A 13835-nucleotide genomic window follows, 5' to 3' on the forward strand; every position below is an offset into this window, starting at 1 on the left:
TTCAACTAAACCTGCGTAAATAATCTTAAAATCACTATAACCTCAGAATAGCAATTAATTCAAGTAATGGCACCTATTATTTCCTTAAAAAGAAAAACAAACCAGAAATGATCCTGGTTTGTTGTTATCATTATTTAATTTTGACAAGTTCACTCTTTAAATATGATAAGAATTCGTTTGCTTTCTTTTCAGGTGGTCGAGTGACTAGACTTACTCCAACAAATAATCCAATTGAAAGAAGTAATGCCCAAACACCAGAACCATATCCAAACGGCTTAAGTTGCATGGATTCAAGGATTACTACTACTAATCCACTGATGATTACACTCGTCATAACTCCTGCTGCAGTCCCTCTTTTCCAGAAAAATGCTCCAATAATGGCTGGGACAGCAACAATTAAGCCTGCAGAAGAGGCCACCGAGAGTACAGCTATTAAATCTAACTGTAATTCAGCAAATCCATAGGCAAGTATAGCAATAACTGGAATTATAAATTTACCAACTTTTAATTGTCGTTTTTCATCCTTATTTTTTGAGGACATTCCATATACATCTCTTGCAAAAAGAGAAGAAAGCGTTAATAAAATGGAATCAATTGTAGAAATGGCTGCCGCCATAATGGAAACCATGACAATTACACCTAATATCGTTGGGACATATTTAGATGAAAGCAAAGTTGGTGTTGCCACATCTGGATTTTCAAGGCCTGGGAATAATAAAAGTGCTGAATACCCCCACATGACCGAAACAATCGTATAAATAAAACCAAATATAAGGAAAACGAATAGCATTTTTCGTAAACTACCTAAAGAAGCAGGCATATACAGTCGCTGGCTCACTTGTGGATTAGATAAACTAAAGAAAATCCACGGAATGGTTAGTGATAAGAAAGTCGGAAAACTAAAATACCCATTTCCAGGAACTGTTAACGAATCTGGATGGCTCGTCCTTAATTCATTGAAAAAGCTTCCGAATCCTCCCAGAGCATTAACAAGTATGATTACAACAAGGGTTGATGAAACAATCATCACGAGCGCTTGCAGGGAATCTGTCCACATTACTGAGCGAATGCCTGATATATATGTAAAAATGAGTGCTAATACGGTTGCTAAAACTGCGCCTGTGGTAAAGGAAATTCCACCGCCAGTCATCCCTTCAAGTAAATAACCAATTCCCGCTAGTTGTACTGCGCTATATGGTATAAGAAAAATACAGCTAGAAATTGAAATAACAGCCGCCACCCGCTTATCATCGTAGCGGTCACCTAACATTTCAGATGGGGTCACATACCCATATTTCTTCCCTACGATCCAAAATCTCGGTCCAAAAAAGGCAACAAGGCTTACTCCCATGAAATAAATAATTTCAAACCCAAACGCACCAACACCACCACGATATGTTAATCCAGCCAAACCAACCATCATGAATGCACTATACGTTGTTGCACTATAGCTTAAGGCTGAAACAAAACCGTTCATTTTCCGATTCCCTAAAAAATATCCTTCCATATTTAGCGGTTTATCACTTCTAGATAAGTAGGCGACAAGTAAGGAAAGTACAATATAAATGATAATTCCCCACCAAATTACTGTTAAATCCATACATATATCACCTCCAATTCCTAGTTATGATGTGATTAATTAAAATAATAAACAGACCCAAAACTAGCCATAGAAAAAAACTGCCATACCACGCTGTCACGTCTGATAAAAAGATGTACGGTACAATATAGGCTAACAGGACTAACAAGAGACATATGCTCCCCCATAATTTCTCCTTGTTGCTCATTTGGTATCCTCCTGTACATTTTTATTTCAAAAAAGGAATGACAAAACTGCCATTCCTTTAAAAAATTTATCTTATCGCTTACCTGAATCAAATGGTTCCCCTGCAGCTTTTGGAGCTTGTGAAGATTTAGAAAATATCACCAATGCAATTAATGTCACTACATATGGGAAAATCTTCAAGAAAATTGGTGGGATCGCTGAAAGCTCTGGTATAACAGACGATACGTTTGCAACAGTTGTTGCAAATCCAAAGAATAAAGTAGCTGCTAAAATTCCAAGCGGCTTCCACTGACCAAATATTAAGGCAGCAAGTGCTAAAAACCCTAAACCAGAAACATTCCCGGTGAACTCTCCTGCATAAGTCACAATAATAATGGCGCCACCTAAACCTGAAAACGCTCCAGATAGGATAACTCCCAAATATCGAATTTTTCTTACGTTTACACCCGCTGCTTCCGCTGCCTGTGGAAATTCACCACAAGAACGTAAACGAAGTCCTGTTTTTGTCTTAAACAATACAAATGCGCTAATTAATAAAACGAGTAAAATAAACCATGTTGTTGGGTAGGTTCTTGTGAAAAACAAATCACCAATAACAGGTATAGAAGATAATACTGGAACGTCTGTTGGGAAAAACCCACTCGTAATTCGGATATTTCCACTACCTGTCATATTTCTAGCTAAAAATACGGTTAATGCCCCTGCAATCATATTGATCGCTGTACCACTAATGATTTGGTTTGCATTGAGGTTGATACTAGCAAACGCATGTAATAAAGAAAATATCATACCCATAACCGCTCCAGCAAGTACACCAATCCATAACACTAGATTATGGTTCGGAATCGTTCCTTGAAGTGCATTAATGGTCAGAGCTGCTGCAAAAGCACCAAAAATCATTAATCCATCCAAACCAATATTGACAACACCACTTCGTTCACTGAATAATCCACCAAGTGCTGTAATGAGAAGAGGAATTGTAAAAACAATAGCATATGGAAAGATCTGTTCAATAATAGTCCACATTTTACACTTCCTCCTTTTTCACAGCAGTACTGTTCGTTCTTCGTTTCTTTAATTTATTTAGTAATCGCTCAATTAAAATACTAGTAGCAGCAAAGTAGATGATGATTGCAATGATTGTATTCGCAATTTCAGGTGGAATTTCAGTCATGGCATTCATAAAACCGGTTCCCGAATATAGAATCCCAAAAAAGACAGCTGCAAAGAATACTCCAATTGGACTATTAGCACCTAATAGGGCTACAGCAATTCCATCAAATCCTTGAGATGGCAAAATTCCAATTTGCATACTCGTTGCATTTCCTGTATACATGGCTACTCCACCAAGACCAGCTAAACCACCAGAGATCAGCATAGATAAAACAATATTTGAATTCACTCGCATACCTGCATATTCTGCGGCATGACGGTTAAATCCAACAGCTTTTAATTCGAAACCTAACGTCGTTTTATTTATAATAAATCCAATGACGATTACTGCAATAACACCTAAAAACAATCCAATGTTAATATAAGAGCCTTGGAAAAGGTCTGTTAGAAATGGTGTTCGTAATGTAGCTTCATCAGGTAATTTTCTTGATTCGGTCTCAAGAAATTCACCTTTAAAATATCCTGGAACTACATAATAAACTGTCCAATAGGCAACCCAGTTCATCATAATAGTTGAAACTACTTCATGTACATTAAATCTAGCTTTAAGTACCCCTGGAATTAATGCCCATAAAGCTCCACCAAGAAAACCTACTAAAATCATAACAAGTAATAAAAATGGACGTGACCAGTCGAATGTTAAGCCAACTGCAGTAGCAAGTAATCCTCCAATTAGAACTTGTCCAGAAGCACCGATATTAAATAAGCCAGTACGGAATGCAAAAGCAACAGATAACCCAGTAAAAATGAGCGGAGTGGCAGTTGCTAATGTATCACCAAACCTTGAAATATTTTTCAATCCCCCTTGAAATAAGTAAAGATACCCTTCAAAAGGATTGCTCCCTATAAATAGCATTAACAGACCGCCAGCTATTAGACCAAAAAGTACGGCAATTAATGAAATGATTGTATTTCTCATACACTTCTCTCCTTACTTACACCAGCCATCATGAGACCAACCTCATTCTCATTTGTTTCAGAGGCATTGACAATCCCTATGAGTTCCCCATTGTTAATGGCAGCAATTCGATCAGAAAGCTGTAAGACTTCATCTAATTCTAACGAGATTAACAGTACAGCTTTACCTCTATCACGATGTTCAATTAAACGCTTATGGATATACTCGATTGACCCAACATCAAGACCACGTGTAGGCTGAACGGCAATTAGTAAATCAGGGTCTAACTCAAGTTCTCTCCCAATGATCGCTTTTTGTTGGTTACCACCAGATAATGTTCTAGCAATGGAGACTTCACCTTCACCAGAGCGCACATCGAACTTTTCAATGATATTTTTTGCATATTCTTTCATTGCGGATAAATTTAATAGTCCATGTTTTGAAAATGGTGGCTTTTTATAGACCTCTAATACCATGTTGGATTGAAGTGTATAATCTAGTACTAGACCACGTTTTTGTCTGTCTTCTGGAATATGTGCTATACCTTTTTCAATTCTAGTACGTACTGGAAGATTCGTGATATCTTCACCATTGAATAGAATTTTTCCAGATTCTACTTTACGAAGACCAGTAATTGCTTCGACTAATTCTGACTGGCCATTCCCTTCAACTCCAGCAACCCCAACGATTTCTCCTTTTCGTACAGAAAGAGAAAAGTTTTTTAACCCCATGACTTTTCGATTATTTTTTACGGAAAGTGAATCTATTTCTAAAACCAGTTCACCTGGTTTACTTTCTTCTTTATCAACTTTAAAGGAAACATGTCTACCAACCATCATTTCAGCTAAGCTTGCTTCACTTGTTTCAGCCACATCTACTGTTCCTATGTACTTTCCTCTTCGGATTACGGTACAGCGGTCAGCTACAGCTTTTATTTCCTTCAATTTATGAGTAATAATAATGATGGATTTTCCTTCTTTAATTAGATTCTTCATAATATTCATTAATTCATCTATTTCACTTGGGGTTAACACAGCAGTGGGCTCATCAAAGATAAGCACATCCGCTTCACGGAAAAGCATTTTCATGATTTCTACGCGTTGTTGCATACCCACAGAAATATCTTCTATTTTTGCATGAGGGTCTACATTTAGTCCGTAATATTTAGACAACTCTTCGATTCTTTTTGCAGCAGAATGAATATCAAGGACAACCCCACTTTTTAATGGTTCATTACCTAAAATAATGTTTTCAGTTACTGTAAAGTTTTCTACTAACTTAAAGTGTTGATGAACCATCCCTATACCAAGACGGTTTGCCACATTCGGGTTCGTGATTTGTACTTGTTCCCCATTTACCTTAATCATTCCTTGTTCTGGTTGGTACATACCAAATAATACACCCATGAGCGTGGACTTTCCTGCTCCATTTTCACCTAGTAAAGCATGTATCTCTCCCTTTTTCAAAGTAAGAGTGACATTATCATTAGCTACAATACCAGGAAATTCCTTCCTTATATTAAGCATTTCTACAACATATTCCATAGTAGCACTCACCTTTTTCTAGACTCAATTCTTTAATAGTAGGAGTCCCCAATCATAGACAAAAAATGTGTTGTTACACAAAGGGTTACATAGAAAAGAGACGGATGAAACCGTCTCTTGATCAACAAAAAATATTACTTGATTAAGTCACCTTGTTCATCCGAGACTTCGATTTCACCAGCTTTAATCTTTTCATATACTTCTTTAATTTTACTTGTGGTATCATCGCTTAAGTTCGGATTTTCTTCTGGGATACCAACACCATCATTTTTCACATTATAAGTGAGGGTTTCACCACCAGGGAATTCTCCATCAAGTTCTTTTTTGATCAAATCTTTAGTTGAATGGCTAATTTTTTTCATTGCAGAAGTCAAGACAACAGATTTATCTCCATCATAAATTCCATCTGCATATTGGTCAACGTCAACACCAACGATCCAAATTTCTTCTCCTGCTTTAGCACGGTTTTTCGCTTCAGTAATTGCACTATTACCTGCACCACCTGCTGAAACAAAGATAACATCTACTCCACGATCATACATTTGTGACGCAATTTGTCCACCGATATTTAAATCTTCAAACGTTCCTGTATAAACGACATTATTTTCGTCAATCGTTACGTTTGTTCCATAGTTTTCATTTGCATAGGCTATACCTTGTTGGAAGCCCCAGTTGAATTTTTGAACAGCTGGAATTTCCATCCCACCGATAAATCCTGCTTCTCCTTCTTTTAACTCCAGAGCAGTAGCAACACCAGCTAAGAATCCTGACTCATGCTCCGCGAAGAATACAGCAACCGTATTGTCAGCTACAGCTGGAACAAAGTCACCTTTATGAGCAGTACCATCTAAAATTACGAATTTTGCATCTTCATATTTAGATTGTGCATGATAGATTGCTGTTTCAAATTTAAAACCAGGTGTTACGATAAATTTATAACCAGCATCATATAAGTTACCAATTTCTTTAAGATAATCTGCTTCTGTTGTTCCTGCAGGCTTCAGATATTTTTCTTGGATCCCATACTCTTCTTTAGCTGCTAGAATTCCTTCCCATGCACCTTGGTTAAATGATTTATCATCAATTGTACCTGCATCGGTTGACATACCTACTTTAAGATCTGCACCTTTTTCATTTCCTGTGCCTGTCCCTTCTTCATCTGTGCTTCCACATGCACCTAGCAATGTTCCAGCTGCAAGAAGGAATGCAAGACCAAAACCAGCCTTCTTTTTAAACATGGATTAACCCCCTAAAATTTTAATTAAAGTATTGCCATACTATAAATATCTGTTAGTAACAGATTCTTTATTCACCTCCTTAAAATAGATTATTTCCATTTCTACAAGATTCGCTTTCTTACAACATGGAAAGAAAACTTATCTGATTTAAAATAATTTAATGAGAATAAAATAGGTTCGTCATTTTCATCATAATGCATCTGTTTTAATAACAATAAGGCCGTTTCTGGTTCACAATTTAAAGTCGGTGAGATTGTTTCATGATATCCGATAGGTTCGATATGTGTAATTGCATATGTTATTTTTCTTCCAGCTATCTTTTCTAGTAATTCAAAAATTGATTCTTCATGTGAATAGCTGGATGGCAAATTTTTACTTAGTATTTTATCAATACAATACACGACAGGCTCTCCGTTTGCAGTTCGGACCCTTTCAATCACAGTTATTTCCTCATCATCTGAACAATTAAAACCTTTTATATCATTGTCTGTCGGTCCCTTTATCGTTTTTGACAGAAAAATCGTACCAGGGGACATTCCAGCTTGAATAATCATATCAGTAATACTGCTCATTTGCTCGATTCCTGAATTGAATACAGGTTTCGCATTTACAAATGTTCCAACACCATGTCTTCTAATAATGACGTTCTCTTCTTCAAGAATTCGTAACGCCTCTCTTAATGTCGCTCTACTTACTCCTAATTGTTTAGCTAGGAGAAATTCAGATGGTAGTTTCTCCTTCTCTTTGTAAACGCCATTATCAATATCAAGTCTGATTTTATCAATTACTTGCAAGTACAATGGCCGATTATCTATTTTTATAGTCATTGCCTTCCCCCCAGTTATCTTGTGTAGTCATCAGACCTCTGATGTTAGACTGGTATTACCAAAATTTAATATAACATTTTTTAATAAAGAAATAAATAACAATTGCGGAATTTGTCGAAAAATAAAGCGTAGAATTTCCTCATCCTTCATGCTTTGCAAGATTTATCTAGTACGTATTAAACAATAAGATGTTATCTGTCGTACTAAGTCTTTGTTTAAGAGTAATGAACTTTTTTTAAAATTACTTTTTGTCTTGAGACTAGTGTTGGATGCTTATTATACCCTTAAAACAAAAAAAGAAGAGCATTCACCCTTCTTCCAAACCGTTGACAAACGCTCGCATACTTCGTTCCTAGCCTCACTCGTCCGCACATGAAGGCAACTTATATTCGCGTCTTCGATCGGCTGCTCGCCTCGTCTGACAAGCGTTTTTAATAATGTCTGGGAAAGTGATTCTTGCTAGTGTTTCCTATAAAAATGAGTGTAGACAAAGTCAAGTTTGACTTTGTCTACACTCTGAAAGAAGACCAATTGCCTTTCTTTATTAGTAAAAACTGAAATAAATATCTATCCCAATGTGCAATGTCCTTTTCTTTTAACTTCCGACGTCTTCATCTTTTTTTGCCGTTATGAGTACAGCTCTAGGCTTACTTCCTTCATAAGGACCTACCACACCTCTTGCCTCCATTGCATCAATAAGTCTAGCAGCCCTTGTATAACCAATTCGGAATCTACGTTGCAACATTGAAACAGATGCCGTTTGCATTTCAATGATAAGCTGTACTGCTTCATCATATAATTCATCATCGACTTCTTCGGTTGTTTCAACAGTGTCAGTAGGAATCATTTCCTCTTGATATTGAGCTTTCTGCTGAGAAATAACAAAGTTTACAATCTCTTCAACCTCATCATCTGATAAGAAAGCTCCCTGAACACGTACAGGCTTTGAAGCTCCTACAGGCAGAAATAGCATGTCACCTCGGCCTAGTAGTTTTTCTGCTCCTCCCATATCTAAAATAGTCCTAGAGTCTGTTTGGGACGAAACACTAAATGCAATTCTGGATGGAATATTTGCTTTTATGACACCTGTTATTACATCAACAGAAGGTCTTTGTGTTGCAATAATTAAGTGAATTCCTGCTGCCCGTGCCATTTGTGCTAGACGTGTGATAGAATCTTCGACGTCTGATGAAGCAACCATCATTAAATCTGCAAGCTCGTCGACAATCACAATAATATAAGGGAGAGTCGGTTGTTTCGCCTCTTCCTCGTTGTTGTGACGGCGTATATACTCGTTATATCCCTCAATATTTCGTGTATGTGAGTGTGAAAATAATTCGTATCGTCGTTCCATCTCATTTACGACTTTTTTAAGGGCTTGTGATGCCTTTTTTGGATCCGTCACAACAGGTGCTAATAAATGTGGGATCCCATTGTAAACATTCAATTCAACCATCTTCGGGTCAATCATCATCATTTTTACCTCATGAGGTTTTGCCCTCATTAATACGCTTGTAATAATCCCATTTATACAAACACTTTTTCCGCTTCCTGTCGCCCCTGCGACTAATAAGTGAGGCATTTTATTTAGCTCTGCAAATTTTGCTTCACCTGAAATATCACGCCCAAGACCAATTAATAATTTCGAATCAAGAGTAGGATCAATATCCTCTAATACTTCACGCAATGATACAACCGCAATTTCAGAATTTGGAACCTCAATACCAACAGCCGATTTCCCTGGGATTGGTGCTTCTATCCGAATATCTTTAGCCGCCAAAGCAAGGGCTAAATCATCACTTAAATTTACGATTTTACTTACCTTTACTCCAACATCTGGATACACTTCATATTTAGTTACAGCTGGTCCAAGGTGAACTTTTGTAACCTTTGCTTTTACACCAAAGCTATGAAATGTTTTTTCTAGCTTTCTAGCATTTTCATAGATGTTTTCATGTTCTGCACTTTGACTCGTTTGCTTTGGTGGATGAAGCAGATCGATTGGTGGTAATTCATAATCTACATTCTCGTGTTCACCTTCTGTAAAGGTGATTGCGATTTTTTCATCATGGTCAACCTCATCGACCTTTTGTTGCTTATCCGCTTTTTTATCAAGAGGTACTTGAGTTTCTTTTGTATAAGCTTTATCGGCAAAGTTTGAAATAATCGGTTCGATTGGGATCTCAACTGGTGATTCTTCCATCACATGATCTGTTTCAGGTTCGACATCCAGACCCTTATCTTTCTTCCTCTTTTGTTTATCTTTTTTAGGTTGGTTTTTACGTTTCTGGAAGTAATTTTTGATATCTTCAATAAAAGCGATCCATTGGTTTCTAATAAATCTTACAACTGGACCAAAGATTTTTGCAATCGTGTCATGAAGTGATTTACCAGTTACGAGTACACCACCTATTACGATTAAAAAAACAGAAATGATCTTCGAACCAGCTTCATCAAATAAAAAATAAGAGATTGCAAAGAGAAGTGAACCAATCATTCCTCCACCAAGATCAGTTGTACTCGTATTGCCATTCACAACTGCCCAAAACATACTCCATGTGTTTTTAATGACACTTGGGTCTGTGAATTTGCCTTCATTCGTTTGCAAATTAAATAATGGAATATGACTTAATAACAAAATCGCACTTATGATTAAGTAGACACCTAGTAATTGTCTCGTAATGATTTGCGGCCATTTTCGATTCCAAATGATATAAAGCGAAACGAGTAAAAGTCCGATTAATCCAAGAATGTCCCAGTTTCCAAGGAAAAATCGAAATAAATAGACCAGACCGACTCCTACTGTTCCTAGTCTTGCAAGTCCTATACATGCTAGAGCTAACAATAATAGTCCAAGTAATTCAAATTTAAGTGTTTTTTTCCATTCATCTTTTCGTTTAGATTGTCTTCGTTTTCGTTTTGCCATACTACACCTACTCTACCAATCAATAGATAAAGCAGCCATATAATGGCTGCTATAGTTAATCTTCTTAAATTATAACACAATATACCAATTTGTCTCAAAATCTTATTTTCTGCCCTGGTGCATACTTTCCGTCTAAATAATGTTGTGGATTGGTGCTCATGACTCTCTCAATTGTATATTCGCCATTTGATCCCTGACTAACAGCTAATGAAACACCATCAACATCTACATATTTAAAATTACTTGCCTCCATCTCAGTTTGTGGATATATTAACTCCTGTGGCATCATTGTATACAAAATCATTGAATCATCTTCCCGCTTTCGTCAGTAACATTTCGTTCCTCAATTAACTCGTTTAATTTTTTGATTGCCTGACCAATCCCGCCTATCTCATTTATAAGTCCATATTCTACCGCATCTGAACCAATTACATTTGTTCCAATATCCCTCGTTAGATTTCCTTTTGTAAACATTAATTCTTTGAACTTTTCTTCCGTAATATTGGAGTGACTTGTCACAAAACTCACAACACGCTCTTGCATTTTATCCAAGTATTCAAACGTTTGTGGAACCCCGATAACAAGGCCAGTCAGCCTAACTGGATGGATTGTCATCGTAGCGGTCTCTGCAATAAAAGAATAATCGCATGCAACGGCTATTGGTACTCCAATTGAATGACCGCCTCCTAAAACAATGGAGACTGTTGGCTTAGACAGTGATGCTAGCATCTCAGAAATCGCGAGTCCTGCCTCAACATCTCCTCCCACAGTATTTAGTATGACTAATAAACCCTCTATTTTAGGATTTTGTTCAATCGCTACAATTTGTGGAATAACATGTTCATATTTAGTTGTTTTATTTTGAGGTGGCAATTGGATATGCCCTTCAATTTGTCCCACAATGGTTAAGCAATGAACTTTACTGTCATTTGACATTTGTGGGACATTTGTTTGTCCTAATGCCTGTATTTTTTCTACCAAGGTAGAGCTTTTTTCATCTTTTTTATCTTGATCCCCTTGAGGTTGTTGTTCGTTTATGTATTGATTATTATTCATTATATTCTCCTTTCAAGCCATTTACCATTTAGTATAAACACATGTTTCCTTTTCATTCTGAAATCTAGGCAAAGAAAAAAGCCAATCTTATGATTGACTTTAAACTTATTCCTATTTAATTTGATAATAATTTGGTTATTTGAACACGTTCTTGCTCGCTTAATGGTACAAGCGGTAAACGGACAGACCCAACATCTAGACCCTTTATTTGTAAAGCTGTTTTTACAGGGACAGGATTTGGGGCCGCAAAAAGTCCTCTCATAATTGGTAATAGCTTTTGGTGCTGTCTAGTAGCTTCTGTTACATTACCTTCAAAAAATGCCTTTACCATTTGTTGCATTTCGTTTCCAATTACATGTGAAGAAACCGATACCACACCTTTTGCACCAATGGAAAGTGCTGGTAATGTGATTCCATCATCACCACTATATAAAACAAAATCTTCAGCAGTGTTGGCAATAATTTCAGTCATAGCTTCTAAGCTACCACTTGCTTCTTTGATGGCTACAATATTAGGAATCTTAGACAGTTTAATGACTGTGTCTACAGACATATTAATTACTGACCTACCAGGTATATTGTAAAGCATTATAGGTAGATTCGTGCTTTCTGCAATTGTTTTAAAATGGTGATAAAGTCCTTCTTGGTTTGGTTTATTATAATATGGTGCAACAAGCATAATTGCGTCAACACCAGCTTCTTGAGCTTTTTTAGTAAGTTCAATTGAAGCGTACGTATTATTGTTTCCCGTTCCTGCAATGACTGGAACTCTACCATCCACAACTTTTACTACGTGACGGAAAAGAGCTACCTTTTCCTCTGATGATAATGTAGGAGATTCACCTGTTGTACCTGCTACAACCAGCGATTCAGTACCATTGTTTAATAAATAGTTGATCAACTGAGTTGTCTTACCGAAATCAATGTTTCCTTTACTATCAAATGGTGTCACCATTGCCGTAGAGATTCTTCCTAAATCAATCATGCTTCTACACCCACTCCTATCAATTACCCTAGGTATTTATCAGACTAAATACCTAGGCTTGCTCTAAAAAATATTAAATTGAAATGGAATTGATTAAAAAGGGACACCCCATACGAATGGGGGCCCTTTTAATTAGAAGTCTACCACTTCTGCTCCAACAGGTCCATCAGATAGATGGAATGCCTTGTGAAGAGCATTAATCGCTTCCTTCATTTCTGATTCTTTAACTAGCACCCAAATCGTTGAAAGGCTATCTGCCGATTGAAGAATTTGGATTCCTTTTTCCGAAAGTGCAGTTACAATTCTAGCGGTAACACCAGGTACACCATTCATTCCCGCGCCAACTGTTGCTACTTTTGCACATTTTTCGGTTACAATTGGATCATAGCCCAATTCCTTCAATTTTGTAACAGCCCTTGTTGTCATGTCCCCAGAGACCGTATAGACCACTCCGTTTGGAGTAATATTAAAAAAGTCCACACTAATTTTTTCATGTGCCATGGCCTTAAAAACTTCAGTTTGAAGATTGTATTGACCTTTTTTAGCTTGAACCTTAAGTTGAGTAACATTCGTTACATGTGCAATCCCCGTAATTAATCGATCCTTGATTTCAACATTTCTGCGTTTATCGATCGTTGTCACAAGTGTGCCTGGAGCGTCTGAGTAAGTTGAACGAACTCGAATTGGAACCTTAGCCTCCATCGCGATTTCAACAGCTCGTGGGTGTATCACTTTTGCACCTTGGTATGCCATATTTACAATCTCGTTATAAGTGACAACAGATAACGGTTTTGCATCCCCTACAATACGTGGGTCTGCCGTCATAACACCTTCAACGTCTGTAAAAATATCAATCCATTCAGCTTGTAAGGCAACACCAAGAGCTGCAGCAGATGTGTCACTTCCACCACGTCCTAGTGTTGTAACGTCACCTAATTTTGAAATTCCCTGAAAACCAGCTACAACAATAACATCATGCTCTTCAAGGGTTTGAAGGAGCCTGTCACATTTCATTTCCGTAATTCGAGCATTGGTATGATCATTATTTGTTCGGAAGCCAGCCTGCCCACCCGTGAAGGCCACGCTAGAGATTCCAGACTTATTTAACATATTAGTAAAAACAACACTGGATATAATTTCACCACATGAAATCAACATATCCATTTCTCTGTTGCTTATCCCTGAATCATGCTCACCAACTAAGCTTATCAATGTATCTGTTGCGTATGGGTCGCCCATGCGCCCCATCGCAGATACAACGACAACTACTTTATACCCATCGGAAACGGCACTTTCAATATGTTTTAATGCCCTTTCTCTCGATTCTATATCCCGAACTGAGGTTCCTCCAAATTTCTGTACAACAATCTTCATGTAACCACCTCTTGTTTGGTTGAAACGA

Annotated in this window: 11 protein-coding genes; all 11 read right to left on the reverse strand. The window is 37.2% G+C overall.

Annotation, left to right across the window (positions count from 1 at the left end):
* Positions 1 to 130: 130 nt before the first annotated feature.
* Positions 131 to 1600 (reverse strand): sodium:solute symporter family protein, encoded by a 1470-nt coding sequence (locus ACWPVE_RS21085; protein WP_453996830.1) that lies wholly within the window; start codon positions 1598 to 1600, stop codon positions 131 to 133.
* A 258-nt stretch (positions 1601 to 1858) separates the two neighbouring features.
* On the reverse strand, positions 1859 to 2812 hold the full coding sequence (locus tag ACWPVE_RS21090; RefSeq protein ID WP_453996832.1) for an ABC transporter permease: 954 nt from the start codon (positions 2810 to 2812) through the stop codon (positions 1859 to 1861).
* Position 2813: 1 nt separating this feature from the next.
* Positions 2814 to 3878 carry an ABC transporter permease gene (locus tag ACWPVE_RS21095; protein WP_453996834.1) on the reverse strand — a complete coding sequence of 355 codons (1065 nt, stop codon included), beginning with the start codon at positions 3876 to 3878 and terminating at the stop codon, positions 2814 to 2816.
* Positions 3875 to 5401 carry an ABC transporter ATP-binding protein gene (locus tag ACWPVE_RS21100; protein ID WP_453996836.1) on the reverse strand — a complete coding sequence of 509 codons (1527 nt, stop codon included), beginning with the start codon at positions 5399 to 5401 and terminating at the stop codon, positions 3875 to 3877. Before ACWPVE_RS21100 ends, ACWPVE_RS21095 begins: the two co-directional genes overlap by 4 nt.
* A gap of 134 nt (positions 5402 to 5535) precedes the next feature.
* On the reverse strand, positions 5536 to 6639 hold the full coding sequence (locus ACWPVE_RS21105) for a BMP family lipoprotein (RefSeq protein ID WP_453996838.1): 1104 nt from the start codon (positions 6637 to 6639) through the stop codon (positions 5536 to 5538).
* 101 nt (positions 6640 to 6740) lie between these two features.
* Positions 6741 to 7466 carry a GntR family transcriptional regulator gene (locus ACWPVE_RS21110; protein WP_453996840.1) on the reverse strand — a complete coding sequence of 242 codons (726 nt, stop codon included), beginning with the start codon at positions 7464 to 7466 and terminating at the stop codon, positions 6741 to 6743.
* Between the two features lie 595 nt (positions 7467 to 8061).
* Positions 8062 to 10392: a DNA translocase FtsK gene (locus ACWPVE_RS21115; protein WP_453996842.1), complete on the reverse strand. Its 2331-nt coding sequence runs from the start codon at positions 10390 to 10392 to the stop codon at positions 8062 to 8064.
* Between the two features lie 94 nt (positions 10393 to 10486).
* Complete coding sequence (locus ACWPVE_RS21120) at positions 10487 to 10696, reverse strand: YlzJ-like family protein (RefSeq protein WP_453996844.1); 210 nt, start codon at positions 10694 to 10696, stop codon at positions 10487 to 10489.
* Entirely contained in the window at positions 10693 to 11448 is a 756-nt protein-coding gene (locus ACWPVE_RS21125) for a ClpP family protease (protein ID WP_453996846.1), read from the reverse strand. The genes ACWPVE_RS21120 and ACWPVE_RS21125 overlap by 4 nt, the downstream gene beginning before the upstream one ends.
* 115 nt (positions 11449 to 11563) lie before the next feature.
* Positions 11564 to 12433 carry a 4-hydroxy-tetrahydrodipicolinate synthase gene (gene dapA / locus ACWPVE_RS21130; protein WP_453996848.1) on the reverse strand — a complete coding sequence of 290 codons (870 nt, stop codon included), beginning with the start codon at positions 12431 to 12433 and terminating at the stop codon, positions 11564 to 11566.
* A 132-nt stretch (positions 12434 to 12565) separates the two neighbouring features.
* Complete coding sequence (dapG, locus tag ACWPVE_RS21135; protein ID WP_453996850.1) at positions 12566 to 13807, reverse strand: aspartate kinase; 1242 nt, start codon at positions 13805 to 13807, stop codon at positions 12566 to 12568.
* Positions 13808 to 13835: the final 28 nt, after the last annotated feature.

Source organism: Bacillus nitroreducens (assembly GCF_964021195.1).

Excerpts from the sequence above, each read along its gene's own strand:
- dapA (WP_453996848.1), bottom strand. The coding sequence starts at position 12,433 with ATGATTGATTTAGGAAGAATCTCTACGGCAATGGTGACACCATTTGAT.
- dapG (WP_453996850.1), bottom strand. The coding sequence starts at position 13,807 with ATGAAGATTGTTGTACAGAAATTTGGAGGAACCTCAGTTCGGGATATA.
- ACWPVE_RS21085 (WP_453996830.1), bottom strand. The coding sequence starts at position 1,600 with ATGGATTTAACAGTAATTTGGTGGGGAATTATCATTTATATTGTACTT.
- ACWPVE_RS21120 (WP_453996844.1), bottom strand. The coding sequence starts at position 10,696 with ATGATTTTGTATACAATGATGCCACAGGAGTTAATATATCCACAAACT.
- ACWPVE_RS21125 (WP_453996846.1), bottom strand. The coding sequence starts at position 11,448 with ATGAATAATAATCAATACATAAACGAACAACAACCTCAAGGGGATCAA.
- ACWPVE_RS21095 (WP_453996834.1), bottom strand. The coding sequence starts at position 3,878 with ATGAGAAATACAATCATTTCATTAATTGCCGTACTTTTTGGTCTAATA.
- ACWPVE_RS21100 (WP_453996836.1), bottom strand. The coding sequence starts at position 5,401 with ATGGAATATGTTGTAGAAATGCTTAATATAAGGAAGGAATTTCCTGGT.
- ACWPVE_RS21110 (WP_453996840.1), bottom strand. The coding sequence starts at position 7,466 with ATGACTATAAAAATAGATAATCGGCCATTGTACTTGCAAGTAATTGAT.
- ACWPVE_RS21115 (WP_453996842.1), bottom strand. The coding sequence starts at position 10,392 with ATGGCAAAACGAAAACGAAGACAATCTAAACGAAAAGATGAATGGAAA.
- ACWPVE_RS21105 (WP_453996838.1), bottom strand. The coding sequence starts at position 6,639 with ATGTTTAAAAAGAAGGCTGGTTTTGGTCTTGCATTCCTTCTTGCAGCT.
- ACWPVE_RS21090 (WP_453996832.1), bottom strand. The coding sequence starts at position 2,812 with ATGTGGACTATTATTGAACAGATCTTTCCATATGCTATTGTTTTTACA.